27 protein-coding genes and 1 pseudogene are annotated in these 25,959 nt (G+C 67.4%); 16 read left to right on the forward strand and 12 right to left on the reverse strand.

The genetic code is table 11. The features are described 5' to 3' along the window. Positions 1-107 precede the first annotated feature (107 nt). Entirely contained in the window at positions 108-626 is a 519-nt protein-coding gene (locus tag ABEB03_RS22130) for an SRPBCC family protein (RefSeq protein ID WP_345651937.1), read from the forward strand. 38 nt (positions 627-664) lie between these two features. Then, on the forward strand, positions 665-2,977 hold the full coding sequence (locus ABEB03_RS22135) for an FdhF/YdeP family oxidoreductase (protein ID WP_345651940.1): 2,313 nt from the start codon (positions 665-667) through the stop codon (positions 2,975-2,977). 66 nt (positions 2,978-3,043) lie between these two features. On the opposite strand, the gene ABEB03_RS22140 is transcribed toward ABEB03_RS22135, so the two are convergent. The 3 genes from ABEB03_RS22140 to ABEB03_RS22150 all read right to left on the reverse strand — a co-directional run bounded on the left by ABEB03_RS22140 (position 3,044) and on the right by ABEB03_RS22150 (position 5,237). Next, complete coding sequence (locus ABEB03_RS22140; RefSeq protein WP_345651943.1) at positions 3,044-3,928, reverse strand: hypothetical protein; 885 nt, start codon at positions 3,926-3,928, stop codon at positions 3,044-3,046. Positions 3,929-3,991: 63 nt separating this feature from the next. Continuing rightward, positions 3,992-4,594: a TetR/AcrR family transcriptional regulator gene (locus tag ABEB03_RS22145; RefSeq protein WP_345651946.1), complete on the reverse strand. Its 603-nt coding sequence runs from the start codon at positions 4,592-4,594 to the stop codon at positions 3,992-3,994. 346 nt (positions 4,595-4,940) lie between these two features. Next, complete coding sequence (locus tag ABEB03_RS22150; RefSeq protein ID WP_345651949.1) at positions 4,941-5,237, reverse strand: hypothetical protein; 297 nt, start codon at positions 5,235-5,237, stop codon at positions 4,941-4,943. Positions 5,238-5,478: 241 nt separating this feature from the next. On the opposite strand from ABEB03_RS22150, the gene ABEB03_RS22155 reads away from it, so the two are divergent. Continuing rightward, complete coding sequence (locus ABEB03_RS22155; RefSeq protein ID WP_345651953.1) at positions 5,479-5,931, forward strand: hypothetical protein; 453 nt, start codon at positions 5,479-5,481, stop codon at positions 5,929-5,931. 181 nt (positions 5,932-6,112) lie between these two features. On the opposite strand, the gene ABEB03_RS22160 is transcribed toward ABEB03_RS22155, so the two are convergent. Then, positions 6,113-7,165 (reverse strand): aldo/keto reductase, encoded by a 1,053-nt coding sequence (locus ABEB03_RS22160; RefSeq protein ID WP_345651956.1) that lies wholly within the window; start codon positions 7,163-7,165, stop codon positions 6,113-6,115. 310 nt (positions 7,166-7,475) lie between these two features. Between ABEB03_RS22160 and ABEB03_RS22165 the strand changes: the two genes are divergently transcribed. After that, on the forward strand, positions 7,476-8,021 hold the full coding sequence (locus ABEB03_RS22165; protein WP_345651961.1) for a cysteine hydrolase family protein: 546 nt from the start codon (positions 7,476-7,478) through the stop codon (positions 8,019-8,021). A gap of 243 nt (positions 8,022-8,264) precedes the next feature. Here the strand turns inward: ABEB03_RS22165 and ABEB03_RS22170 are convergent, their stop codons facing one another. After that, positions 8,265-9,113 (reverse strand): helix-turn-helix transcriptional regulator, encoded by an 849-nt coding sequence (locus ABEB03_RS22170; RefSeq protein ID WP_345651965.1) that lies wholly within the window; start codon positions 9,111-9,113, stop codon positions 8,265-8,267. A 138-nt stretch (positions 9,114-9,251) separates the two neighbouring features. Here ABEB03_RS22170 and ABEB03_RS22175 point away from each other — a divergent pair, with 138 nt between their 5' ends. Beyond that, a complete protein-coding gene (locus ABEB03_RS22175) occupies positions 9,252-10,034 on the forward strand; it encodes an NAD(P)H-dependent oxidoreductase (protein ID WP_345651968.1) in 783 nt (260 codons plus the stop codon). 157 nt (positions 10,035-10,191) lie between these two features. Next, positions 10,192-10,369: pseudogene (locus tag ABEB03_RS22180) on the forward strand (NAD(P)H-dependent oxidoreductase); the annotation flags it as partial. Positions 10,370-10,449: 80 nt separating this feature from the next. On the opposite strand, the gene ABEB03_RS22185 reads toward ABEB03_RS22180, so the two are convergent. Next, entirely contained in the window at positions 10,450-11,373 is a 924-nt protein-coding gene (locus ABEB03_RS22185) for a DMT family transporter (protein WP_345651971.1), read from the reverse strand. A gap of 106 nt (positions 11,374-11,479) precedes the next feature. On the opposite strand from ABEB03_RS22185, the gene ABEB03_RS22190 reads away from it, so the two are divergent. Beyond that, positions 11,480-12,055: a TetR/AcrR family transcriptional regulator gene (locus tag ABEB03_RS22190; protein ID WP_345652691.1), complete on the forward strand. Its 576-nt coding sequence runs from the start codon at positions 11,480-11,482 to the stop codon at positions 12,053-12,055. A 313-nt stretch (positions 12,056-12,368) separates the two neighbouring features. Continuing rightward, positions 12,369-13,082, forward strand: a complete 714-nt coding sequence (locus tag ABEB03_RS22195; protein WP_345651974.1) for a hypothetical protein — start codon at positions 12,369-12,371, stop codon at positions 13,080-13,082. Between the two features lie 128 nt (positions 13,083-13,210). On the opposite strand, the gene ABEB03_RS22200 is transcribed toward ABEB03_RS22195, so the two are convergent. After that, on the reverse strand, positions 13,211-14,170 hold the full coding sequence (locus tag ABEB03_RS22200; RefSeq protein WP_345651977.1) for a helix-turn-helix domain-containing protein: 960 nt from the start codon (positions 14,168-14,170) through the stop codon (positions 13,211-13,213). Between the two features lie 106 nt (positions 14,171-14,276). Between ABEB03_RS22200 and ABEB03_RS22205 the strand changes: the two genes are divergently transcribed. The 4 genes from ABEB03_RS22205 to ABEB03_RS22220 all read left to right on the forward strand — a co-directional run bounded on the left by ABEB03_RS22205 (position 14,277) and on the right by ABEB03_RS22220 (position 17,288). Further along, positions 14,277-15,305: a saccharopine dehydrogenase family protein gene (locus ABEB03_RS22205; RefSeq protein ID WP_425589281.1), complete on the forward strand. Its 1,029-nt coding sequence runs from the start codon at positions 14,277-14,279 to the stop codon at positions 15,303-15,305. 173 nt (positions 15,306-15,478) lie between these two features. Further along, positions 15,479-15,805, forward strand: coding sequence for an NIPSNAP family protein (locus ABEB03_RS22210; protein WP_345651980.1), 327 nt, complete (start codon positions 15,479-15,481; stop codon positions 15,803-15,805). A 43-nt stretch (positions 15,806-15,848) separates the two neighbouring features. Continuing rightward, entirely contained in the window at positions 15,849-16,244 is a 396-nt protein-coding gene (locus ABEB03_RS22215; protein ID WP_345651983.1) for a MerR family transcriptional regulator, read from the forward strand. 111 nt (positions 16,245-16,355) lie between these two features. Next, positions 16,356-17,288 carry an LLM class flavin-dependent oxidoreductase gene (locus ABEB03_RS22220; RefSeq protein WP_345651986.1) on the forward strand — a complete coding sequence of 311 codons (933 nt, stop codon included), beginning with the start codon at positions 16,356-16,358 and terminating at the stop codon, positions 17,286-17,288. A 125-nt stretch (positions 17,289-17,413) separates the two neighbouring features. Here the strand turns inward: ABEB03_RS22220 and ABEB03_RS22225 are convergent, their stop codons facing one another. Both ABEB03_RS22225 and ABEB03_RS22230 read right to left on the reverse strand, forming a co-directional pair. Continuing rightward, positions 17,414-18,106 carry an SDR family NAD(P)-dependent oxidoreductase gene (locus tag ABEB03_RS22225; protein ID WP_345651989.1) on the reverse strand — a complete coding sequence of 231 codons (693 nt, stop codon included), beginning with the start codon at positions 18,104-18,106 and terminating at the stop codon, positions 17,414-17,416. A 248-nt stretch (positions 18,107-18,354) separates the two neighbouring features. After that, the gene (locus ABEB03_RS22230) at positions 18,355-19,806 is read right to left on the reverse strand and encodes an FG-GAP and VCBS repeat-containing protein (protein WP_345651992.1); all 1,452 of its coding nucleotides are present in this window, start codon (positions 19,804-19,806) and stop codon (positions 18,355-18,357) included. Positions 19,807-20,341: 535 nt separating this feature from the next. Between ABEB03_RS22230 and ABEB03_RS22235 the strand changes: the two genes are divergently transcribed. Beyond that, positions 20,342-20,851, forward strand: coding sequence for an ATP-binding protein (locus ABEB03_RS22235; protein ID WP_345651995.1), 510 nt, complete (start codon positions 20,342-20,344; stop codon positions 20,849-20,851). Continuing rightward, positions 20,848-21,294: a Fur family transcriptional regulator gene (locus tag ABEB03_RS22240; RefSeq protein WP_345651999.1), complete on the forward strand. Its 447-nt coding sequence runs from the start codon at positions 20,848-20,850 to the stop codon at positions 21,292-21,294. The genes ABEB03_RS22235 and ABEB03_RS22240 overlap by 4 nt, the downstream gene beginning before the upstream one ends. A 169-nt stretch (positions 21,295-21,463) precedes the next feature. Here the strand turns inward: ABEB03_RS22240 and ABEB03_RS22245 are convergent, their stop codons facing one another. Then, positions 21,464-22,018 (reverse strand): MarR family winged helix-turn-helix transcriptional regulator, encoded by a 555-nt coding sequence (locus tag ABEB03_RS22245; protein ID WP_345652002.1) that lies wholly within the window; start codon positions 22,016-22,018, stop codon positions 21,464-21,466. Between the two features lie 66 nt (positions 22,019-22,084). Between ABEB03_RS22245 and ABEB03_RS22250 the strand changes: the two genes are divergently transcribed. Both ABEB03_RS22250 and ABEB03_RS22255 read left to right on the forward strand, forming a co-directional pair. After that, positions 22,085-23,113: an alpha/beta hydrolase gene (locus ABEB03_RS22250; protein WP_345652005.1), complete on the forward strand. Its 1,029-nt coding sequence runs from the start codon at positions 22,085-22,087 to the stop codon at positions 23,111-23,113. 253 nt (positions 23,114-23,366) lie between these two features. Continuing rightward, the gene (locus ABEB03_RS22255; protein WP_345652008.1) at positions 23,367-23,891 is read left to right on the forward strand and encodes a VOC family protein; all 525 of its coding nucleotides are present in this window, start codon (positions 23,367-23,369) and stop codon (positions 23,889-23,891) included. Between the two features lie 279 nt (positions 23,892-24,170). On the opposite strand, the gene ABEB03_RS22260 is transcribed toward ABEB03_RS22255, so the two are convergent. Together ABEB03_RS22260 and ABEB03_RS22265 are read right to left on the reverse strand one after the other, a co-directional pair. Continuing rightward, positions 24,171-24,977 (reverse strand): LppX_LprAFG lipoprotein, encoded by an 807-nt coding sequence (locus tag ABEB03_RS22260; RefSeq protein ID WP_345652011.1) that lies wholly within the window; start codon positions 24,975-24,977, stop codon positions 24,171-24,173. Between the two features lie 293 nt (positions 24,978-25,270). Then, positions 25,271-25,687 (reverse strand): hypothetical protein, encoded by a 417-nt coding sequence (locus tag ABEB03_RS22265; RefSeq protein ID WP_345652015.1) that lies wholly within the window; start codon positions 25,685-25,687, stop codon positions 25,271-25,273. Between the last annotated feature and the right edge of the window lie 272 nt (positions 25,688-25,959).

Here is a 25,959-nt window from a genome sequence, read left to right on the forward strand (position 1 = left end):
CCCCGATCGGGCCCCGAGCGGGCCCTGGGCGTCCCTGGCGCGTCCACATGGCGACGTTCCGGCCGGGCGGTGACACTGGGGAAAGCAGCGCCTGGAGAAGGTGGGCCATGCCAACCGTCGAAGAAGTCGTCGAGATCGCGGTCCCGGTGCGTACCGCGTACAACCAGTGGACCCAGTTCAAGAGCTTTCCGCGGTTCATGTCCGTGGTGAAGAGGGTCGAGCAGATCAACCCCGCGCTCACCCATTGGGTCATCGGGCTCGGCCCGGTGCACAGGGAATTCAAGGCGCAGATCGTGGAGCAGCATCCGGATTCGCACCTCGTGTGGCAGAGCCTGGGACGCAGCCCTTCTCACCGGGGCAGGGTGTCGTTCCGCTCCGTGGCAGCGGATCGCACCGAGGTGACCGTACGGCTCGAGACCACGCGGCCCGGACTCGCGGACACCGCCACGCACGCCCTCGGCCTCACGCGCCGCGTCGTCCGGGCCGAGCTGCGCAACTTCAAGGAGTACATCGAGGGCGTGGGCGAGGAGAGCGGTGCCTGGCGGGCGTCCATTCACAACGGACACGTACAGCCGGTGGAGCCGGAACCGCCACGGAGCCGGGTCCCGCGGTGGCCGGTCGGGTAAGAGTTTTCGCGTACGAGAGAACGAGAGACTGCAACCTCATGAAGAAGGCCCCGCGAGATGAGCCGGATGACGCACTCAGCGTGACTGCGCCCAAGACGTGGGCCGCGGGAGTGCCCGCGGTGAGGCACGCGCTGGAGTACTCCCTCGAGGAGACGTCGGTCCGGCGGACCGGAGTGACGCTGCTGACCATGAACCAGGTGGACGGCATCGACTGTCCCGGCTGCGCCTGGGCGGATCCCGCTCCCGGTCACAGGCACCGCAACGAGTACTGCGAGAACGGTGCCAAGCACATCAACGACGAGGCGACGACGCGCCGCATCAGCGCCGACTTCTTCCGGCGGCATCCGGTCTCCGAGCTGGGACGGCAATCGGATCTGTGGCTGAACCAGCAGGGTCGGCTCACCGAGCCGATGGTCAAACGGGCGGAGTCGGACCACTACGAACCGATCAGCTGGCGTGACGCCTTCGATCTGATCGCCGCTGAGCTGAACTCGCTGGAGTCGCCCGACGAGGCGTGCTTCTACACCTCGGGCCGGGCCAGCAATGAGGCAGCCTTCGTCCTGCAGCTCTTCGCCAGGGCGTTCGGCACCAACAACCTGCCCGACTGCAGCAACATGTGCCACGAGTCCAGTGGCACCGCGCTGCACGAGACCCTGGGCACGGGCAAGGGAACGGTGAGCCTGGACGACCTGCACCACGCCGACCTGATCTTCCTGGTGGGGCAGAATCCGGGCACCAACCATCCGCGCCAGCTCTCCGCCCTGGAGGAGGCCAAGCGCAACGGCGCCCGTATCATCGCGGTGAACACGCTGCCGGAAGCCGGGCTGCTGCGGTTCAAGAACCCGCAGCAAGCACGCGGGGTCGTCGGACACGGCACCCAGATCGCCGACCGGTTCCTGCACATCCGCAGCGGCGGCGACCTCGCACTGTTCCAGGGGCTCAACAGGCTGCTGCTGGAAGCGGAGGACGCCCGGCCGGGCAGCGTGCTCGATCACGACTTCATCCGCTCCAGCACCAGCGGCTTCGAGGAGTTCTCCCAGCACGCCCGCGGCATCGGCTGGGACCAGATCCTCCCCGCGACCGGACTCACCCGTGAAGAGATCGAGGGCGTACGGGACGACGTCCTGCGCAGTGAACGCGTCATCGTCTGCTGGGCCATGGGCGTGACCCAGCATCGGCACGGTGTCCCCACCGTCCGGGAGATCGTCAACTTCCTGCTGCTGCGCGGCAACCTGGGCAGGCCCGGAGCCGGAGCCTGCCCGGTGCGCGGACACAGCAATGTGCAGGGCGACCGCACCATGGGCATCTGGGAGCAGATGCCGGACTCGTTCCTGGACGCGCTGCAGCAGGTGTTCGGCTTCGACCCGCCACGCGCCCACGGCCTGGACTCCGTGAACTCGATCAAAGCCATGCAAGAGGGCCGCATCAAGGTCTTCCTGGCGCTCGCCGGCAACTTCGTCCGGGCCGCGCCCGACAGCACGGTCACCGAGGAGGCCATGCGGCGATGTCGCCTGACCGCCCACATCTCCACCAAGCTCAACAGGTCCCACACGGTCTGCGGCGGAACCGCACTCATCCTGCCGACCCTGGGCCGCACCGAACGGGACGTCCAGCCGTGCGGAGAGCAGTTCGTCACCGTCGAGAACTCGATGAGCGAGGTGCACACCTCCCGAGGGCGCCTGGAGCCGGCCTCCACACTGCTGCTCAGCGAGATCGCCATCCTGTGCCGGCTCGCACGTCACACCCTCGACGGCAAGACCGACATCCCCTGGAAGCAGTTCGAGACCGACTACGGAACGATCCGCCACCGGATCGCGCACGTCGTGCCGGGGCTGCACGACTTCAACCGGCGCGTGGTCCGGCCGGGCGGCATCAGACTGCCGAACCCGGTCAACGAGGGCGTCTTCGCCACCGCCACCGGCAAGGCCATGTTCACCTGCAACGCCTGGGCCATGCCGCAGGCCCCCGACGGGCACCTGCTGCTGCAGACCCTGCGCTCCCACGACCAGTGGAACACCATCCCGTACACGAACAACGACCGCTACCGGGGCATCCACGGCAGCCGTCGCGTCGTGCTGGTCAACCCCGCGGACCTCACCGAACTCGGTCTTCGCGAAGGACAGTCGGTGGACCTGGTGAGCGTGTGGACCGACGATGTGGAGCGTCGCGCGGAGGGCTTCGTGGTGGTCCCTTATCCGACTTCGCTGGGCTGCGCCGCCGCGTACTACCCCGAGACCCAGGTTCTGGTGCCGCTGGAGAGCGTGGCCGAGGCCAGCAACCAGCCGACCTCGAAGGGCATCGTCGTCCGACTGGAGCCATCGGCCACGCGCCTGGACGCCTCACCGCAATGACGCTGCGCCGCCCCCGGGCTCGGCGCCGTCCAGGAGCCGGCCCGGGTGATGTCCTGCGCGACGCCGTCAGCCGGCCGACGGCACCTGCCGCGGGCGGCCACCGTGGACGTCGGGCAGGGCCAGCAGCCCGAAGGCGCGGTGGGCCGCACCCGTCCCACGCCGGACGACTGCCAGGGCGATGAGGGCCACCGCTGCGGGCACACCGAGCCACCAACCCAGCAGGTGGATCAGAACACTTGAGGCTACGGCACTGCCGAGCGCCACGCCGAAGACGGCACTCAGCACCGCGAGCACGATGCGGACGTGCCCGGGTGCCGCACCGCTGCCCGGCTCATGCCGGCCCGAGCCGAGCCAGGAGACGATCGCTTTCAGCATCACGGGGACCAGGACAGCTCCCATCCCGTACAGCGTCAGCGCGACCGGCGAAGACAGCCAGTCGCCGACACGCGTCAGGGCCTGCCCGAAGCCCGGGTGCTCCGGCCAGGCCGCGAAGGTCTTCCGGTCGGCCGAGAAGAACCGCTGGTACCCGCGCCCGTCCCAGCCGTGGACGAGAATGAAGAACATTCCGAGGTAGCCCACTCCGGCCTGGAGGAAGGCGGCGTACACGCGGCCGGCCGCGATCAGCCGCGCCGCGACCCAGTATCCGAGCAGGCCCTGGCTCACGTTGGTCGCCGCGAACAGGGCGACCAGCCAGGCGGGCAGCACTTCGTGTCCACGCGCCACCTGCATCGTCTCCCAGTCCGGGAAGCCCCAGAGCAGCCATACGCCGCTGGGCGCGAACAGCAGTGAGCAGTACAGGACGGTACCCATGAGATACGGGTCCGACCACCGAAGGACGCGGTGGTGGGGCGAACCGGGCCTATTGGCGAGCCGGTACGCGGCGGCGGTCGCGAAGCTCGCGCCGATGCCGTACGACCAGAAGACGTCGACCTGGACCATCGTGCTCTCCATTCCGGAATGACACGTCATTCCGCTTCGAAGGCAGAAAAAGGAACAGTCGTGCGGGCCTGCGGCTCAGGAGGAGCCGAGGCCGTCGAACATGAGGGTTTCCACCGTGTGGATCCACGGCTGACCCATGCCGGCCGGGTCCTGCACGTGCAGCAGGCGTACGGCTCCGGTCACGATCATCCCGTTCACCGCGAGCCCGACCACGTGGGCGTCCAGATCGCGACGCAGGAAGCCACGGTCCTGGCCGTTGCGGATGAACGCGGCCGTGTACGCGGCCGCCGCCTCCATGGCCTGGCCCGCGAGGTCGGGTTCGGCGCGGTCGATGGCTATCGCGTCGTAGAACAGAATGCGGCCCAACTCGGGTTCCGCAACGACGAGTTCGAACAACTTTCGGCCGATCCGTCTGACCTGCTCCCGGTACTGCGACAGGGTCTCCGCGGAACCGGGGTCTTCGTCGGACAGCGCGTCCGATATCCGGCCGAGCGCCCGCGACACCACGCTCCGCGCGATGTCCTCCTTGTTCTTGAAGTAACGGTAGAACGTGCCGTGTCCGGCGCCGAGCTCCCGCGCGATGTCGGAGATGCCGGTCGCGTGGTAGCCGCGTTCGGCGAATACCTTTCCCGCGGCGCGCAGGATCGCCTCCCGCTTGTCGACCACACCTTCGGGCACGGGGGCTCCTCTCACGTCGGCGGAACACGGAATGACGTGTCATTCTCGAACTGGCCACCGGGCACCGTCAAGAGACCCGGCTCCGCCCGCTGGTCGAGGAAGCCGGCCCCCGCGCCGAGGCCGGACCCCGAACAGACGGGCAGTTGCCAGCCCAACGGGGCCGGCGCGAAGGACGGACTCAACCACTCGATCTCGGATGCCTGATGGGGGTGTTCTTGACGATCCTGCAATGAGCCACCACCGAGCGGTAGCGATCCGCTTCGAGAAGCGCGCGTAGGTCTTCCTGGTCACCGCCGTCGCCGCCGCCCTCGGCACCTGGTTCCGCACATGACCGCGTGCCACGACCTCAACTCACCGACGCACCAGGCGCCAAAACCAAACCGGCTGCCACGAGGAAGTCCTCAAGGTTGATGACACCACTGTCCGTGCCGTCGTCCCATTCGACCAGGAGCCCCGAGAGGCCCTCGTTCCAGGACTCCGGCGTGTCGACATCGGGGCCAGGATGCCACTCGACGCAGCCTTCACCATGCCGATATCGGAGATACAAGTACTGGCCGTCTGCCGTCCAGGCATCCCATTGCGACGGGCAGGCGGCACACGTTTGCACCACCCGCACCAGCTTCCAGCCATCATCCGCTTCCATCCGACGATGGTCACCCACCGGCAAGACCCGTGCAATCGACTCCAGACCGCCGTCGCGGCCGCCTCGACTGAGAGTTGACCATCCAGGGTCTCTGGGGTGGCGTGCGCCGGCGGTGGCATCGGCCGTCGGTGCGGGACAGGTGGTCCGGGCGCGTGTCGTTCTCCCTGCGAAGATGAGGAGACCAGGCCGCGCACACCAGGAGGGGATCCCCATCAACGAGGTACATGAAGGACTCTGCCTCATGGGTTCCGCCATGGTGACCGTATTCGTCATCGGCGCGGGCAACGAACCGCTGCCGCCGGAGGCGTTCCACCTCGCGGGACTCGTGCCCGACGAGGTGCACCCTTTCGTGCTGATGGACCAGCCGGCAGCGATCGCGTCGCTCGGCCTGATGTCGTACGACCTCACCTTCCGCGACACCTCTCTCGCGCTGTCCACCTACACGTGCGAGGCCCTGCGCCGTCTGTGTGCGGACGGCCGGGCCGTGGCCTGGGCCGGCTTCGAGGGCTCGTTCCACTACGACCACCTCCTCGCCGAGGACATCGCATCCTCGGTCTACGGATACTGCGTGAGCGGCGCCGAGCCCGTGGTCGTGGAGGACTTCGCCACCCTGCGCGGCGTGGCCTGGAAGATGCGGATAGGCGAAGCTCGCGCGGCCCTGGAAGAACTGCTGCCACCTGCTGAAGGCGACTGACACCGAAGCCCCGGTGACTTCATCGCATCGTCGGTTCCGGCGGCGTAGTCATGCCTCGGCCCCTTCCTTCAGGTGCCGAGGCATCAGCAGAACGCGGCAACGGCGGGCCCCGACTGCGTGGCAACCCAGCCGCCCCGAGGGGCCGCAGCGGTCGACACCACCCGCACCACCACCCTGCGGCTCAGTCCGCGGCCGCCCGCTCCACAACGGGACGCCTGCGCCACGCGCGATCGGTGAGTGACGGCGGCTGCCAGACACCGTCGGCCTGGTAGAGATCGGTGCCAGGCGCCACGATCTCGTCGATACGGTCGAGGACCGCGTCGTCGAGCAGCAGATCGGCTCCCTTGAGGAGCGAGGTGAGCTGGTCCATGGTGCGCGGACCGATGATCACCGATGTGACGGCCGGGTGCACCAGAGGAAAGGCGACGGCGAGTTCCGGCAGGGTGCAGCCCAACTCCTCAGCGAGAGTGACGAGTTGTTCGACGGCCGCGAATTTCGCGGCGTTGCCGGGGAGCGCGGGGTCGAAGCGGTGTGGCGTGCGTTTGGCGCGGCCGGCGGTGAGGTCGACGGGCTTGCCCGCACGCAGGGCGCCGGACAGGAATCCCGAGGCGAGCGGTGACCAGGTCAGTACTCCCATGCCCAGGCGCTGCGCGGTGGGCAGTACGGACCGTTCGATGCCGCGCGCGAGAATCGAGTACGGCGGCTGCTCCGTGCGCAGTCGCATCAGTCCGCGCCGCTCCGCGACATGGTGAGCCTCGACGAGGTCTTCCGCGGGGAACGTGGAGCACCCGAACGTCCGGATCTTGCCTGCCGTCACGAGGTCGCTGAGCACCGACAGCGTTTCCTCGATGTCGGTGGTGTGGTCGGGGCGGTGCACCTGGTAGAGGTCGATCCAGTCCGTGTTGAGGCGTCGCAGGCTGTCCTCGACGGCCTTGAGGATCCAGCGGCGCGAATTTCCGCCGCGGTTTCGTCCCTCTGCCAGCGGAAAGTGCACCTTGGTGGCCAGTACGACGTCGTCGCGCCTGCCCTTGAGCGACTTGCCGACGATCTCCTCGCATTCGCCGGCCGAGTACATGTCGGCGGTGTCCACGAAGTTGATGCCGGCGTCGAGCGCGGCATGGATGATGCGTGCGCTGTCTTCGTGGTCGGGGTTGCCGAAGGCACCGAACATCATCGTGCCGAGGCAGTGGGCGCTGACCTCGATGCCGGTCTTGCCGAGGACGCGATAGCGCATACAGGTGCTCCGTCACAGGTGAGGTGGCTGAGGGTCAGGTTAGGGCTTAGAGCGCACTTGACGGCAAGGGGACAGGGACGCTTCGCCCTGACCGAAGTAGCCCTGACTTGTGGAATCGCTCTGCTTCAAGTCCGCCGGCAACTTCATCAGGCATCATCGAGCCCTGTTCCACCGGGACCATCGTGATCGCGAGGAAGCTTCACCCAAGCACTGTTGGCCATCACATCATCATGGCCGCCGGACCGGCTGTCGTGCTCACCATGGGGCGCCGGATGAAGCGGCTGGACAGGAGTTTGTTGTGACTACAGCCTTGATCATCGGCGACCTCCAGCGAGGCATCACGAGCAGCTACCCCTTCACCAGGCAAGTCCTGCCACCGATCACCGAACTGCTCCCCGGTGCTCGTGCCGCCGGTGCTCTCGTTGTGTTTGTGCACTTCGCCGTCCGCGGCAACGGAGCCGACTTGCCGCCGGGAAACGCGCTGTTCAGGACGTTCTACGAAGCGGGGGACGCTTTCCATGAGGGATCGGCCGGAACCGAGCTCGATCTGGCGGTCGCCGACGAGGACGTCGTCGTACTGAAGCGCCGCGCCAGCGCGTTCGCCGGCACGGACCTTGACCTTGTGCTCCGCGCCGGCGGCGTCGACAGTCTGGCGATCGCCGGAGTCGCGACCAGCGCCATGGTGGCCGCGACGTGCTACGACGCGGCGGACCGCGGCTACCAGGTGACAGTGCTGCGTGACGGTTGCGCCGACGGCGATCCGGCAATGCACAGCTTCTTCATGGACGTCGTCTTCCCCAGCCGGGGGTTCGAAGTCCTGCCCTGCGAAGGGTGGCTGGCCACGATGCCTCGCTAGAACTGGCGCTTGCGGCAGTCAGGCAGAGGGTCCGTGCCGGCGGCGTTCGGCGCGGACCCTCGTCGGGCTTCCAGGACCGTCGTAAAACCTGCGCCGCCCGCTACTTTGCCGCGATCGTCGAGCGTCTCGCGCACTTGGGGCATCGGGTAAGAAGGGTGTCACCGGCCGTAGAAGCAGGCCGCTGGGGTCCGGAAGGGTGGCAGTGTGTTGAGGCGATCCCGGCGGTGGGTGCGCGTTGTCGATCTATTCGCGGACCGGCGCGTTCACTGTGGGATGCGTGTCGCGGGTGTCCGCGCCCAGGCCCGACAGCAGGCGCAGCCCGTCCTCGGCGGGGCTGCCGGGGGCCGCGGAAAGCACCAGCAACTCTAGGCCTGATTCGTCGGGTAGTGCGAAGTTCTCCTGATGGAGTTCCAGCAGTCCGACCAGCGGGTGCCGGTACGCCTTGCGCCCATGTGTGCGAGCCCGTACGTCAGCGCGAGCCCAGAGCCGGCGGAAGCGCTCGCTGCCCATGGCCAACTCGCCGATGAGCGAGGCCAGTCGAGGGTCGTCGGGGTATTTGCCGACGCCCAGGCGCAGGTGCCCGACCGCGTCGAGGGTGCACGTCTCCCAGTCCGCGTAAAGACCGCGCTCGGCCTCCTCGAGGAAGAGGTGCCGGGCGGTGTTCAGGCCCGGCATCGGCCTGCCGTAGAGGAGCCCGGCAAGCCGGTTGCCGGCGAGTACGTCCAGGCGATGGTCCATGATCAGCGCGGGTGCGTCGGGGACCAGGTCGAGAACACGCAGGAGCTCCGGCCGGACGCGCCCGCCAGGCACCTTCGTGCGACGGCGGCGCTGCCGAGCGAGTCGGTAGAGGTGTCCACGTTCGGTCTCGTCGAGGTCGAGAACGCGTGCGAGCGCGTCGAGGACCTGCTCGGAGGGCTGCGTCGCCCGGCCCTGCTCCAGGCGTACGTAGTAGTCGACGCTGACTCCGGACAGGTGCGCCACCTCTTCGCGGCGCAGCCCTTCGACCCGGCGGCGGCTGTCGGTGGTGATGCCGGCGGCCGCCGGATCGACCCTGGAACGCCGGGTTCGCAGGAAGCCCGCAAGATCGTCCATGTACCCAGTATGACCTCGATGTTGCACGTGAAGGTGGTCCTGCCAGTACCAGGAAGTCCCATCCGACGGAAGTGCCGCCCCTGAACGTCGGGCGCCGCAGCGCCCAGGATCGAAGGCAGCCGATCCGAAGGAGTTCCCATGAAGACGCTGATCGTCCACGCCCACCCGGAGCCGCGGTCGCTCAACAGCTCACTGAAGGACCTCGCGGTGTCCACGCTGGAGAACGCCGGGCACGAAGTACGGGTGAGCGATCTGTACGCGATGAACTGGAAGACGGTCGTCGATGCCGCGGACTACGGCTCCCACGCTTCAAGTCCGCTGAAGGTCGCCCTGGACTCGGGCCAGGCCTTCGAGGCCGGGACGCTCACCCCGGATGTCCTCGCCGAGCAGGAGAAGCTGCTCTGGGCCGACACGATCGTCTTCCAGTTTCCGCTGTGGTGGTACTCGATGCCCGCGATTCTCAAGGGCTGGGTGGACCGGGTGTTCACCTACCGCTTCGCGTACGGCGTCGGCGAGCACAGCGACACCAAGTACGGCGAGCGCTTCGGCGAAGGCACCCTCTCGGGCAGGAAGGCTCTGCTGTCGGTGACCGCCGGCGGACCGGAGTCGCACTACGCCGCTCGCGGGATCAACGGCCCCATTGACGATCTGTTGTTCCCGATCCACCACGGCATCCTCTACTACCCGGGTATCGAGGTGCTGCCGCCGTTCGTGCTGTACGGAACCGACCGGATGACCGACGAGGACTACGCGGACGTCGCCAAGGCATGGGAGCAGCGCCTGCTCACCCTGGATTCGACCGAGCCGATCGCGTTCCGGCCGCAGAACTTCGGCGACTACGAGATTCCCTCTCTGCACCTGAAGGAGGGACTGGAGCCCGCGGGCCGCAGGGGGTTCGGGCTGCACGTGCGCGGTTGCTGAGGTTGTAGGTGCGGGCACGGCAGGCCATGGGTCTGCGTCTCATGATGGAGTTGCTGCAACCTGCTGGACTGGTTCGGTGTGGCGGCAAGCCGGAGGGTGAGTGCCGAGAAGACCGTACCGCTGAAGCAGTTGAGCCGGCGGGCCATCCGCCGGCTGCGACGCGTACGTGGTTGGCCTTGCCGAGATCGACATCCCGCTCTCACTGCCCGCGGCATCGCCGAAGTTCGCGGGAGACAACCACCCCCGGCTGGCATGGCGGCGCCGCGTCGGTGCTCGAAGGCGCGGACGCCTTCCTCGTGGTGACCCCGGAGTACAACCACAGCTACTCAGCGTCATGTGCGGATCCGGCACAGGGCGTGAACCCGTGGGCCCTGGACGTGAGTCCGGCGAGATGAGGCCCGAGCGGTGTCCGACGTCAGGCTGCCCTTGACTCTTCGACCCTGGTGGCCTGTTGCCCACGGTCACGGTCACGAGGCGACGACGGCTCGCCGCGATGAACGACAGCGACTGCTGCGAGACCCGCGACGAGACCGAGGACGGTCTGAGGGCCGAACGGTTCACCGAACATCAAGGCTCCCCACACGGCCGTTACAGGAGCCATGAGGAACATCAAAGTATTCACCTTGGTGACTCCCGATCGCCGCAAGATGATCCAGTACAGTCCGTACCCGCCGAAAGTGGACAAGAGGATGAGCCAGGCGATCGAGGCCCAGAACGTGATCTCAGCGGGAGGTCTTGCGTCTCCCGTACTCATGGCGAGGGCGGTGAAGACGCCGGCGCTGGTCAGACAGTGCGTGGTCAGCGCTACCGTGGGTGCCACCCGGGTCCGGGAGCGGCCTTCGAGGAACGTCGCCGCCACCAGCGAGAGCATGCCGAGGAAAGGCATGGCGTAGGCCCACCAGACCACGCCGTCACCCGCCGCGGCATCGGCTCTGGTGACGACGACGACGCCACTCAGCCCAATGCACAGGCCAAGCCACTGTCGGCGTGAGACGTACTGATGCAGGAGCGGGCCGGCAAGTGCTCCGGCGACAAGGGGCTGGACACCGTCGATCAAAGCGGTGGTGCCGCTGGAAACCCCGAGTTGGATTGCGTAGTACACGGTGAGCAGATAGCCGGTTTGCGACAGGACTCCGATCGCGGCCTGCCGAGCCGCGTCCCGCAGTGCGAGGCCCCGCCACGACGTCCGGACCGCTGCAAGCAGTGACAGGGCGACAGCGAGCGGCACGAATCGCCACATCAAGATCGTGACGGCGGATGCGCTTCCCGCGCCGAGCTTGGCCCCGATGAAACCGGAGCTCCAGCAGAGCACGAAGGCCGCCGAAAGCAAGACGTTCATGGCCCATCTCCACTATACCGATCTGTATACTTGCTCACCCGGCCGACTATACAGATCGGTAAACTCCATGGGCATGGGACCTACGGTGCAACCACGACGCGTCACGATGACGCCTGCGGCCCTGCGCATCCGGGAGGCCGCGGCGAGGCTGTTCTACGAGCGTGGAATCCACGCCGTCGGCGTCGATCTGATCGCCGCCGAAGCCGGGGTCACGAAGAAGACCCTCTACGACCGATTCGGCTCCAAGGAGCAGGTCGTCGTGGAGTACCTGGCGGATCGCGATGAACGGTGGCGGGCCTTCCTCACCGAGCGTCTCGACGCCGCACAGCCGGAGCCGTCGGCACGGGTACTGGCCGTCTTCGATGCCTCGACCGCCTGGGCGCGGCAGAACAGTCCCAAGGGGTGCAGCATGGTGAATGCCCACGCCGAGATCAGCGATGCGTCCCATCCGGCGCACCCGATCATCAGCGGACAAAAGGATTGGATGCTCGCCCTGTTCACCGGCCTCGCCAAGGGCATCGCCTCGGACCGGGCCGACCAGCTGGGGCGAACCCTCATGCTGCTGCACGAGGGTGCACTCGTCGCCCACGGCCTGAACATCTTCCCGGACCCGATCGGCCATGCTCGTGAGCAAGCACACGTCCTCCTCGCCGCAGTGGGGAAGACCGTGACGGCAAACTGACCCACGACTCAAAGCGCCATGAGGGCAGAAGTGGAGGGAACGACAACGGTCGTAGTGCAGGACTGTATTGGGGTAAGGCGCCGGCGGCCGTCGCCCACGAGTTCCGGTGGTATCCGGCTGTTCGAGCAGTGCCCCGTGTCGAGCCGCACGCAGTCCGGCCGGGCCACGATCGGTTCCAGCCCCTAGCCTCTGCCCCTGGCCCCACAAGTCCGAGTCGGCTCGAATCGAGAGGAGTTGTGCCTTGTTCACCGTCGCAGATCGCACAGGGGTCCGAGAGCGCCTCCTCGCGTACGCGGAGGCGGATGACGCCATCGTGGGTGCCGCCTACACCGGCTCGCTGGCCGTCGACGCCGAAGACCGCTGGTCGGACACGGACCTTGTGCTCGCCGTCCGCGGCGACCTCACCACCACGCTGGACCGGTGGACCCGGTGGCTCTACGAGAAGCTCAACGCCCAGCACCACTGGGATCTACCTGCCGGGGCGAGCAGGATCCGCGTCTTCCTCCTGTCTCAATGGATCGAGATCGATCTGACGTTCGCTCCCGAAGGCGACTTCGGTCCGCGCGGCCCGCAGTGGCGAACCCTCTTCGGTCAGGAACAGCCGGTCGATTCCTTCTCGCTCCCTGACCGCAACACCCTCGTCGGGCTCGTCTGGCATCACGCCCTGCATGCCCGACTCTGCATCCATCGCAACCGCTGGTGGCAGGCGGAGCACTGGATCAGCGCCATGCGTGACCATGTGATCACGCTGGCAAGCCTGCGCCTGGGCCTGCCCGACTCCTACGCCAAGGGTGCCCATCTCCTGCCGGACGAACTCATGGCGGACATGGAAGCAACCCTCGTCACCTCCACCAACGCATCCGAACTCAACCGTGCTCTGGCTGTGACCATCGCCGTCGCCACGGATGAGCTGCGTCGATCCGCACCCGAACTCGCCACCCGCATCGGCCCGATGCTCGCAGAGCTCGCCGATGAGACCGCCGCATCCGGACCACCCGCAGGCCGGCGCTGCAGCCATGGCCGGTGAGCGCCATGGGCCGACAGGAGGCGACCGCACTTCGGCGCCAGAGACGACAGATCGGCTGGACGGCCCCGCCGGCAGACCGTCCGGACACTCACTCGAAGCCGCGGGTCGCCGGAGCACCGGACGACATGTCAAACAGGACCAGCGGAGCACGCCTTGGAGCGGAACGTGCGGCGGTAGGCGTCCGGAGGTACGCCGACCGTGCGATGGAAGTGCCGGCGCAACGATGCGCCGGTGCCCATCCCGGTGGCCGCGGCGATGGTTTCGATGCCGCTGTCGGTGGTTTCCAGCAACTCCTGGGCGTGAAGGATCCGTTGGGTCAGCAGCCATTGCAGGGGAGTGGTTCCGGTCACGGACCTGAAGTGGCGGCTCAGACTGCGCGAGCTCATGCGCGCCTGTCGAGCGAGATCCTCGACGGTCAGCGGTTGGTCCAGCCGTTCGATGGCCCAGGGGAGCAGTTCGGCAAGAGGATGGTTCTTCGGGGCAGGGGCCGGAGTGGTCACGAATTGGGCTTGGCCGCCGTCCCGGTGCGGTGGCACGACCAACCGGCGGGCGATCGAGTTGGCGATCGACGAACCGTGGTCGAGGCGGACGAGGTGCAGGCACAGGTCCATGGCGGCGGCCTTGCCGGCGGAGGACAAGACGCTGCCGTTGTCCACGTAGAGAACGTCGGGGTCCACCGTCACCTGAGGGTAACGCGCAGCCAGGGCGCGAGCGTGCGCCCAGTGAGTGGTTGCCCGACGGCCGTCCAACAGGCCCGCGGCGGCCAACACGAACGCACCCGTGCACAGGGAGGCAACGCGTGCGCCGGCTTCATGCGCAGCACGCACCGCGTCGACCAGGTCGGTGGGCGGGTCCTCGTTGATATCGGCCCAGCCAGGGACGATCACGGTGTGAGCGGTCGAAAGATGATCGAGGCCGTGATCGGGCTCAATCAGGAACCGGCCGAATCGCACGGGTGCTGGGCCGCAGACGACTGCGCTGTACCACGGATCGACCACGTCCGTCATGTCGGTGCTGAAGACCTCGTACGCCACGGAGAGCTCGAAGTGCAGCATGCCGTCAGTGACGGCCAGCGCGACAGTGTTCATGTCTGGAATTGTACGAGCCATGGCGTTCCAGACACTCGTCTGGGACATCCACCCTCCAGCAGGATGATTGCGATCCATCACAGCAGATCTTGAGCACGGGAGAATCATGAGTGGGCCCACGGTGACGGTGTTCGGTGCCTACGGGCACACCGGAAAATTCGTCGTAGCGCAATTGCGGGATCGAGGATTTGTCCCCGTTCTTTCCGGGCGCGACGCGAACAAGCTCAAAGAGCTGGCGACCTCATACGCCGAGCTGGACACTCGGCCGGCTTCGATCGACGACCCGGCCTCGCTGGACCGTGCCCTGGCCGGCGCGGACGCCGTGATCAACTGTGCTGGGCCCTTTGCCACGACGGCCCCGCCCGTGATCGAAGCGGCCTTGCGCGCCGGAATCCCCTACCTGGATGTGACAGGCGAGATCGAGGCCACCCTCGATACGTTCACACACTTCGCCGACCACGCCCAAGCCGCAGGCGTTGTGATCGTCCCTGCAATGGGCTTCTTCGGAGGCCTCAGTGACTTGCTGACCACCGCTGCGATGGGCGACTGGGAGGCGGCGGACGAGGCACACATCGCATACGGCCTGAGCAACTGGCACCCAACCCCCGGGACGCGTGCCGCCGGCGCCGTGTCCCAGCAACGACGAAGCGGGCGGCGTATCCGATACGCGAACGGACAGTTGGAGTACCACCAGGACGACCTGCCGGCATTGGAGTGGCCCTTCCCTGCCCCGGTGGGCCCCCGGGCCGTGGTCGGGGGATTCACGATGGCCGACGTCGTCACCGTTCCCAGTCATCTGTCCATCCGCGACGTCCACAACTACATGACGATCGACGCGGCCCGGGACGTGTTGAACGCGGACACGCCGCCGCCGGCCGCGACCGATGAACGTGGGCGATCCGCGCAGACCTTCCTCGTAGACGTCATCGTCCGTTCCGGCACCAGCGAACGGCGTGCCATCGCGCAGGGCCAGGACATCTACGCCGTCACTGCACCGATCGTGGTGGAAGCCGTGGACCGCATCCTCATGGGAAAGACACGGACGGCCGGTGTCGCCTCTCCCGGCAAGTTGTTCGACGCGCCCGACTTCCTCCGCGCCCTGTCCCCGCATGTCCGCCTGGACCTTCGTCCGTAGCGGTAGAAGCGAACACGTCGAGCTCCACACGTAAACACCAGTCAGCCTTCAGCCACCGTGTTACGACCATGAAGGGGTCCTGGCCACGCTCCATCACAGTGCGACAGTGTCAGGCAAAGGCTTGAGTCGGCGACCGACGACGAGCATCCCACCCACCTTCACAAAGGAGCCCGATGATCACCTGTGTCATCGACTACACCATCGACCCCGCAAAGATCGACGCATTCGAAGAGTTCGCGCGTCGTTGGATCGATCTGGTGAACCGGCACGGCGGAACGCACCACGGCTACTATCTGCCCGGCGAAGGCGCCAGCGACAAGGCGCTTGCGCTGTTCAGCTTCCCTGACCTTGCCTCCTACGAGCGCTACCGGATGCTCTTCGGTCAGGACCCGGAATTCATTGCCGCTGATGCCGTGCGTGACGACAGCTCATGCGTCATTCGCTACGAACGCACTTTCATGCGCCCCCTCCTGCCCTCCGATCCGCAGGACTCACGATAGATTTTTCGTCGGTGCGAAGGTCAACCACGGACGGAGGACTGACGTGCGGATCGGTGCCTTGGCGCGCGCAACTGGGGTAAGCCAGCGGTTGTTGCGGTACTACGAAGAACAGGGCCTGCTCAGGCCGACTCGGCAGCCGAACGGCTACCGCGAGTATGCCGAAGCCGACATGGCCGCAGTGCGGCGCATCCGAACCCTGATCCAGGCCGGCCTGCCGACCGCGGTCATTGCTCACATCCTGGCCTGCGTCCACGACGACGGCACGCACTTGATCCCCTCAACGTGTCCAGGCGTGACCAACCACCTGCGACGAGAACAAGCGCGGGTCGTTGACGCAATCACGCAACTCCGCACTGCTCAACAAGCGCTCGACGAGCTGCTCGGCGGGGCTTTGCAGCTCTCCCGGCACGACACGGCCGAGGAGACACGGCACCCGTGATCCAGGGCCGACGCCGCACACCGGCTTGTCTTTCCTCCCTACAGGGTCGAGGTGTTTCGCCGTCCGCGCACACACCTTCGCCTGCTGGACTCGTGGCCATAGTCTCCTGACATGCAACCACCGATCGTCTCCGTACAGGCTCAACCCCTGGATGCCACTACCTGGACAGCTCTGGCCCAGCGCGTGGAAGCAGACGGATACGATGCGCTGCTCGCGGCCGATCACCCAGGCACCACCGCCTCTCCCTTCGTCGCACTGGCTGCAGCCGCGGCAGTCACCGAGCGCATCGGCGTCGGCACGTACGTCTCCCAGGCAGGCGTCCGAGAGCCGCTCCTGCTCGCGTCGGACGTCGCGACGCTGGACGTGATCTCGAACGGACGCGCGCGCCTGGGACTGGGCGCTGGTCACACCCCGGCCGAGTGGGACATGGTGGGGGCGGAACGGCCGGACGTCGCGGGACGCGTCCGGCGCTTCCAAGCCGTGGCCGAGGCCTGCCGTGCCCTCCTGGCGGGCGAGACAGTCACCATCGACGGCCCCGAAGTGCGCGCCCACCAGGCCCGGCTCACCAACCCTCGCCCCGTTCAAGAGCGGATTCCGATCACCTTCGGAGGAGCCAACACCAGCCTGCTGCGCTTGGCCGGGGCGCAAGCAGACATTGTGGGGCTGAGCGGTCTCGGACGTACCCTGCCCGACGGGTACCTGCACGAAGTGCGGTGGAACGGGGCGGATATCGACCGCCAGATAGACCTCATTGAACAGGGGGCTTTCGGCCGGGCCACCGCCCCGGCCCGCGAAGCATTCGTCCAAATGGTGGAAGTCACCGACGACGCTGAGAAGGCGGCACACGAAATCGCCCAGCGACTCCACTGCAGCGCTGCCGAGGTGATCGCCTCTCCGTACGCGTGGATCGGGACGGTTGAGGAGATCGGAGCCGCGCTGACCGCCCACGAACTCCGCTGGGGCATCACTCGCTACGTCATCCGTGAGGCGTACCTGGACGCGGCGGACCAGGTGCGCGCGCACCTGTCGCGAGCCGCCGGATGAGGTCGCGTGCCATTCGTGTCCTGGTGACAACGACGCCTGTCATTGCATCGTGCACCCGCCCGCGTACTGGCGCGGGCCGAACAGCCGGGTCATGAAGTGTCGGCATCTCGGCTGCCACAAGACCGCTATTCCTTGTCGGAGTCCGGGCCGGCCTCGGTGACGGCAGGACGCCCCCTGTGGAGGACCTCCCGCTCCCATTGGTGCTGTGGCTGTGTGTGCAACCGCCAGTAGTGCTCGGCGATGACATCCGGATCGAAGTCCGTGTCAGGGACGACAGGCCCGTCGATGGTGATGCTTGCGACATGTACGCCGGCCGCACCGTACTGCTCGTCCAACATGTTCACCAAGGTCCGGACACCAGCCTTGCCCAGCGAGAGACTCACGTACTGCGGTTTCGGCTCGGGCATTCCTCCGGTGATGAGGAATGAACCCCCGCCCCGCTCGGCCATCTTCGGCAAGACGTGTGCTGCGGCGGTGATCGCTCCGACCACGTTGACCGCCCACATGTCCAGGTGTGCGTCCACTGACAGCTCGCCGATCGAGTCCGGCCGAACAGCTGCCGCGTTGTACACCACGACGTCTGGAAGGCCGAATTCTTTGATGGCGGTGTCCAGTGCCGCGCGCAGGGCAGGCGCGTCGGTGGCATCGGCGGCCGCGGAAGCGGTCGGCACCCCGAGGGAGGACACTGAGTCGACGGCAGCCTCCAGAGTGTCCTCGGACCGTGCCACGAGAGTGACCGGCAGGCCTTCGCGCGCGAAGCGACGAGCGACCGACCGGCCCATCCCCGGCCCCGCTCCAATGATCACTGCTCCGGGCATGTGTCTCCTTCATGGTTCGGGCTTCTGCGAAGAAGGCTAAAGCCTCTCATCGGTGTGAAGGTCAACCCCAAGCACGGGACTGATCAGGCAGGTTGGCTCCTTGGCCTGCTACGGGAAGTACCGGCGCTCCGGCGCGCGTACCACGGCGGATCCTTCCGGTCAGAGCACTGGACGCAAAGCCCCCGCCTGCGGGGCTCGGTGCCCGGCAGGCGGGGGCTGGGTGTGGATCGCTTCTCAGCGTCGGTGGGTCAGCGTGCGAAGGGCCCGCCCAGTCGCGTGTACGACAGCTTCAGTGACGTCACCGAGTAGGACTTCGAGCCGGTCGTCGTGATGCCCGATCCGGCGCCCTTGAGCAGGTGGACGAGGCCCCAGCGGTCCTCGTAGCCCAGCTGTTCGTTGGTGTCGATCACGAGGTCCGCGCGGCCGTCGCGGGTGTAGTCGGTGAGCTTGAGATGGGAGCCGAACTGGTCCTGGGTCTCGGCGGTGCCGGTGATGCCGGAGGTGTCCTGCGTGTAGGACTTGGCGCCGGTGCCGGACAGGCCGCCCGCGCGGCCGAACAGGACGGTGACCGCGCCGGCGTCGCGCGTGGTGCCGAGGTCCTCGCCGCGGGCGCCGACGGCGAGGTCCGCGTACCCGTCGCCGTTGATGTCACCGGCGGCGATGGCGGAGCCGAAGTAGTCCTCGTTCTCGGAGGAGCCGGGCACGCCGGTGGTGTTCTGGGTGAACTTGACCGGCTTGCGGGCAGTGTCGGGACCGCTGGGGCCGCCGTACTGGACGGTGACGTAACCGCGTTCGCTGTCGCCCGTCTCGTAGCCGCGGCCGATGGCGAGGTCGCCGTAGCCGTCCTTGTCGAAGTCGGCGACGGAGAGGATGTCGCCGCCCTGGTGGCCACCGTCGTCGGGCACCCGTATCGCGCCCGCCTGCTGGGTGAAGGTGCTGCCCCCGCGGTGGAAGTAGGCCCGCAGGTCCACGTCACTGTTGCGCTGGAGGTCGGAACCGAGGATGTACAGGTCGGTGGCGGCGTCGGCGGTGACGCGGCCGGCGACCAGGTTGGGGGCCCACAGGAGGCCGTAGGAGTTGCCGAGGGAGTCCCAGCCGCTCTTGCCGCCGGTGCGCGTGAAGGGGCCCTTCAACAGGACCACGCCCGCCCGGCTGTTGCTGGTGACGGCCAGGTCCTGGTCCCCGTCGCCGTCGAAGTCGCCGGCCACCACGTCCTCGCCGAACGCGTCACCCGAGCCCTCGTATTCCTGCGGGACCGGCGAGTTGAAGACCGTGCCCGAGCCGAGGCCCTGCGCACTGCCCCAGACGACGGTCAGCCCGCCGCGCATCTGCACGTCGCCGACATCCTCGCCGGGCGAGGAGACCACCAGGTCGGCGTAGCCGTCGCGGTCGAGGTCGGCCGTGGTGGCGGCGGTTCCCCACCCGTCCTCGGCCTCCACCGCGCCCGGGATGCCCGCCGAGTCCTGGTGGATGACCTGGACGCGGGTGCCGGGACCGGACGACGTGCCGTAGACGACGGTGACCCGGCCGTCCTTGCCGTGCGAGCCGCCCAGCATGACGAAGTCGCGGTAGCCGTCGCCGTTGAAGTCGTCGGACAGTTTGGCGGGGGCCGCGGACGCTCCGGGGGCGGTCAGGAGCGGTGTGCCGACCGCTGCCGTGAGGGCCACGGCAGCAGCGAGGGCGGTACGTCTGGCGTGCATGGATCTCCGTTGTCGAGAGCGTGCTGTGAGCGATCTGACCACCCTGCCTGGCCCTGGCCTGACAGGATCTTGATCTGATCGACTGCGCTCTACGACGAACGCGGCGGTCGAATGGTTGTACGCACTCTCTGGGGCAGTTGTAGGACGGCTTCCCGACACGGCGACCGGCGCTCACGCCGTCAGCGGTGCAGAAGGTCTTCCGTGACCCGCCCGTTCTCTAGGATCTAGCAACTAATTTCGTCTGATTCTTTGTTTTGCTGCGTGCTAGGCCTCGTGCGACCCACCAAACCCAGGCAACCTCAAGCGATAGGCAGCCTTTCCATATAGATCTATCGCAAGATACTTGAATCCGTAGCGAAAATTGGCTTTCTCAAGACACTTGACCGACTCCAAAAGAGACATATGGTGGAAAAAGAGATCGCCACCCGTCCCCAGAAGGCACGCCTCCATGGACCGCACGGATCCCCGCTCCATCACAACGATCGCCAACGAGGTCGCCCCTGCCCCGCAGCACTGCGCTTCACCTGCTCGAACTATGACAGGCAGTACACCCCTGGTTGCCGCCCGTGAGGAAGCGATCGTGGGCGGGCCCTGGTCCTTGCCGTGGTCGCCGACCTCCTGCGCCCAGGCCAGGGCGGTGGTACGCGAAGTGCTGCCTCAATGGGGTCTTGCCCGACTGATCGCCACCGCCGAGCTGCTGACGAGCGAGCTGGTGTGCAACGCCCTGCGTCATGCCGCCGGACCTCTCAGCCTCACCTTGGTGTGGGCCTCCGATGTGCGCTGCCTGGTCAACGACGGCTCGCCCGTGCCGCCGCGGCCGACCGTCGCCGACCTCGATGACGAGAACGGCCGCGGCCTCGCACTCGTGGACATGCTGGCAGCGCGGTGGGGATGGGAGCACGAACTCGTGGGCAAGAGCGTGTGGTTCGAGCTCGCCGCAGCGGCGGACAATTCTGGCCGTGCCACGGGCGACGGTCACGGTATTGCGAGGACGGGCGAGACCGATCTGCGCGACCTGAACGCCGGCAGGAGCATGGCGGCATGACACTCGACGACGAACCCATGGCGCTGGCTGCCGAACAGCTGCGCACGGCAGGCATGCGAGTGACAGCCCCGCGCATGGCCATGCTGATGGTTGTCTCAGAGTCACGCGGTCACCTCGACGCCGAAACCCTGCGCGAGCGCGCGCAGCGCATCACTGGCCGCCTGTCCCTGCAGGCCACCTACAACGTGCTGCGCGCCCTCACGGACTCCGGGCTGGTCCGGTGCACACAGTTCCCCGGTCACCCGGCCCGCTACGAGACCGAGCGCCACGACAATCACCATCACTTCGTGTGCCGCGGTTGCGGTGCCATCCGTGATGTGAAGTGCTCAGTGGGTGCGGCGCCGTGCATGGAGCCGCAGTTGCCGGAGGGCTACGACACCCAGGAGGCCGCGGTGACCTTCTGGGGCATGTGCCCCGACTGTCGGGCCGCGCCGCGAACATGACGCAGGCTGCGCATCGGAGCGAGCTCTTCGGGACGGCTCCTGCGCGGCCTTCGAGAACCGACCGCCAGGGACATGCGTCAACTGGCTGAGGTGCGTCGTGGTGTCCCGCTGTTTCCCTCCGGGTGGAGGAGATCGTCGAAGGGGCCGTCTGCGTGGTGGTGCTGGAGGTTCAGTCGATGTACGGCATGAGGGGCGGGCCGTCCTCCTCGACGGCGAGGGTCACGACCCGCAGGAGGGCGGCCAGGTGGTTCAACTCCTTCTTGTCCAGGGGTGCGAGCAGTGCGCCTTCGGCCTCCCGTTGGTCGTCGATCACCGCCGCCCATGTCGCGGCCCCCTGGGGAGTCAGGCCGACGAGAAGGCTGCGGCGATCCTCAGGTGCGTGCTCGCGAGTGATCAGCCCCGCCGACTGCAGTCGGTCGAGGCGGTTTGTGAGGGTGGCGGGGTGGACGCCGAGTCCCTGGGCGAGACGTGTAGGTGTCATGCGGTAGGGCTCTCCCGCTGAGCGCAGGCGCCACAGGATCTCGTACTCCCACAGCTTCAGGCCGTGCCGCGCCAGAGCGGCCTCCTTCCTTTGCTGCAGGTGCCGCACGAGCATCTGCATGCGGGTGACGGTGCCCTCCAACTCCGGTACCAAGCCGGAGACTTCGCGTCCCCAGCGAGCGATGTGCAGGTCGATCGAGTCCTGTGCCTGCGACGATTCCGCCGCCGAGTGCTGTGATGCCACGGCGTCACCTTACCCTCCGGAAATTATGGAATCAGATATTTTGAAATCGTAGTACTGTCCCGAGGCATGTCGACCTTCACGCTCGCCGGCCGCATAGACGAACACGTCATCGACAGCGCGTTGCTCCGCGGCAACCCCCTCGACGACCCGACGCAACGACCGCTGTGGGTCTACACCCCACCCGGCTACGACGATGCGCCCGAACGCCGCTACCCCGTCACGTATCTGCTGCTCGGCTACGCGGGGACGCTCCCGGTCTGGCGCAACCGCACGGCCTTTCGGAAGCCGGTCCCCGAGCTCGCCGACGAGATCTTCGCCCGCGGGGAGGCGCCCGGGATGCTGCTGGTGTTCGTGGACGCCTGGACCACCTACGGCGGCAGCCAGTTCATCGACTCACCCGGTACCGGCCGCTACCACTCCTACCTGTGCGAGGAGGTCGTGCCGTACGTCGACGCCCGCTACCGCACGCTCACCGCGCGCGACCACCGAGCCATCGCGGGCAAGTCCAGCGGCGGACTCGGCGCGGCGATCACTTCCATGCTCCGCCCGGACCTGTTCGGCGCCTTCGCCACCCACTCCGGCGACTCGCTGTCCGAGGCCCAGTACCACCCGCACTTCCTCACCGCGGCCCGCCAACTGCGGCCCTACGGCGGCGACATCTTCCGCTGGTGGGACGACTTCCGCTCGCGGACTGCCTTCACCAAGGAGGAGGACCTGAACCTCCTGGAGATCCTCGGCGTCTCCGCCTGCTTTTCCCCAGGCCACGACGGCACCCCCGTCCTTCCCTTCGACCCCCGCACCGGAGCGCTGCGCGAGAACGAATGGCAGCGCTGGCTGGCCTGGGATCCGGTACGGATGGCCACCACGCACGCCGACGCCCTCCGCTCCCAGCGCGGCATCTGGATCGACGCCGGAACCCGTGACGAGTGGTTCCTCGACCTGGGCGCAATGGCCTTCCGCGATGCGCTCACGGACGTCGGAGTGGCCGACGACATCGTGCATTTCGAGCTGTTCGAGGGTGGCCACCACGCCGTCGAGTACCGGATGCCGCCCGCTCTTGCCTGGTTGGCGCACCGCATCGCCGAGCGGCCCTGACCTCCCGCGTGGAATCAAACCTCACGAACGATCAACAGCGCTCAGAGCCCACCCGATGAGAATCTGTCAGAGCGAACGAGAATGACCCTTTTCGTCCTCAGCGCGAGGTTCTAGCGGGAGTACGGCCATGACCAGGGCGCTGACGAGGGTCGTGCTGACACCCAAATCATCTAGGAACAGATCTGTCCTAGTTGCTCCCTAGCGTCGCCACGTCACGAAGAACGACAAGGAACGACAAGAGAGGACCACACCGATGAATCGGACTGCACCCGAGGGCTACACCAGCGTTGCGCCGTGGGTGGTCACCGACGACACCGGCGCACTGCTCGACTTCATCACCGTCGCGTTCGACGGCGAAGAGATCGCACGGGTGCCGGTCGAGGACGGCACCATCGGTCACGGCGAGATCCGCGTCGGCGACACAGTCGTGCTGGCCTTCGACCGACGGCCCGACTGGCCGGTGATGCCCTCCCTGCTGCGGGTCTATGTCCCGAACGCGGACGCTGCCATGGCCGCCGCTGTTGAGCACGGGGCTCAGGTGATCACCGAGGCCGCAGACAGTGCGTGGGGGGATCGCGGCGGCAGGGTGCGGGACCCGTTCGGCAACATCTGGTGGGTGATGAGCCGGGTCGAGCACATCGCACCGGACCTCGCCTGGCAGCGAATGACCGAGCCGAAGTACGCCGACGCGATGCGTACGGCCCAGGAGACCCTGGATGCCGCGCTGAGCGGTCGGAAGACAGGGGTGGCCAGTACCCCGCAGCGCCCAACCCACTGAGATCCACTTCCGACCTGGCTGCAGGCGACGGAGTTGAGAGCCCGCTCGACGGCCCAGGGGCCGTGCGCCGGCAGCGGAGAGCCGACGGGGCCATCCGGGCGCTGGACGACTGCGCTTTGCCGCCGGCCTCGTCGGGTGCCTGGGATCCTGGCTTGGACAAGGACTCAGACGTGCCGGAGCGCGAGAGATTCTGGCCCCGCTGGACGGACGTCAGGTCCGCCGCTGCGTCGGCGGCCGGCCCGTCGGTCCCTCGGGTCGCGGACTCGCGTGCGGGACGGCTCAGCCCAGCAGCACTCCGCTGACGCTGGTGGCCGGGTAGGTGTCAGCGGCCTTCGGGACCTTCGGCTTCACCGGCTCACCGAAGTCCGAGAGATCCATGGTCGCGGTCACGCCGGAGCCCGACATGTTCAAGGCCATTCGCGTGCGCACGAGCCGTCCCTTGCCGTCGACCCATGCGTCGACGAAGACCGGGATGTCACTGCCGACAGAGGTGCGGACCTGGTCCATCTTGTCCCGCACGTCGTCAGCCATCCGCAGGGTGAGGGCGGCGTGGCTCAACACGCCGCGATAGCGCACGGCACGTACCCCATCGACGGTTTCTGAGCCCACCTTCGACACCTTGCGTATCGCGGACACCTGTCGCAGGACATGTTCTGGATCGTTGAGGGGAGCCCGCAGTGCGTAATGGACTTCCGCCTTGTCGCGGGCGACGACTCCCCAGGCGCCGTCGTCGGTCCCCGCGGTGCCGCTCACGTAGATCTTGCCGTCCGCGAAGACCTCTTCGCTGTGGTCGATACCGCCGCCGGGGAAGTCAACGGCGATGCTGCCCCGGTCTGCCGCGAAGTCGAAGTCACCGGCGACGGTGAGCGTGTATGTGCTGCCGTCGCCGGTGATCTCGATCCGCTCATCGACACCGGCGCTGCCCTTGCCGACGGTTTCGGCGGCCTTGCGTACGGCGTTTCGGTACGTGACCGAAGAAGTCGGAGCCGCGGAGGCGCGGGCGTCGGCGGCGCCGTCCGAGTCGGCAGTGGAGCATCCGGCACACAGCAACGCGGCGGCGGTGGCCAGCAGGACGGGTCTGCGCATCGAGAACTCCAGGAATCGTGACGCCGCATACGGGCGGACCGATCGACCTGGACGGTCGTCTCCGGTGCAATGTCTCCCGCCCGGACGGAGCCGTCCGCATGATCCGGCGCGCGGAGGCTTCAAGCACCTCCCGCACAGTGATCATACAAGCGCAGTGCTGATGTGCTGCATCGTCGGCCAGGCCTTCGCACGTCCAGCCCGCATCAGGAGCGGCGCCCGAGCGGCTCGCCGCGGGGCGCGCCGACCGCGACGATCTGGTGCCCGAGGCCAGGGCAATAGAGGCGTCACACGTCCTAGCAGGCTTTGGCCTTGAACTCCGCTATGGAGACGGTCACTGCGGATTCGTCACCGTCGTCCGAGATCCGCTGGTAGCGGACCTTTCCCGGGGTGAGCCGGTCCCGTTCGGCCGGGGTGAAGGAAACGCTGCGCGATGACCACGAGTTGTCCTTGGTCCAGCCGTAGAGGGTGTACGTGGTCCTCGTGGTGAGCGGAGCGAGAGATCTGGTCGCGGTCCACCCGACGGCAGGAGCATCGAGGGTCCATGTGGCGAGACCGGTCCCGAGGGCGCGGTCGGCGGTCCACGAACCTACTGTCACCGTCTTGTCGACGTCGGCATTGTCCACGTAGAGGGTCGCGCCATCGATGTGATGTCCGCAGACCATCATGACGCCGAGCAGACGGCCGTCGCCGGTCACAGAGATGCCGGCCACGGCATCGACGGGCACCGTGCACCCCGAGGCTGTGGTCAGGGCCACGCCGACCGCGAGGGCTGTGACCAAGCGCCGCAACGCCGACCGTGCAGTGATCGACCCCATGCCAGTCCCCCTGTCCGGAAGCGCGCACGAGCCCCCAGTCCCCGAATGGTAGAGAGCGATCGGCGGCGCGCCATCGGCTCGCCACCCACCTGTTGCGTACTCGTTGTTGTCTCGATTTGTTCCACCGGCCTTGGACGATGCGTGGCGTTCGCGGACCGGCAGACGGT

The sequence above is a fragment of the Streptomyces siamensis genome (assembly GCF_039543605.1).
In the GTDB taxonomy this organism is placed as follows: Bacteria; Actinomycetota; Actinomycetes; order Streptomycetales; family Streptomycetaceae; genus Streptomyces; species Streptomyces siamensis.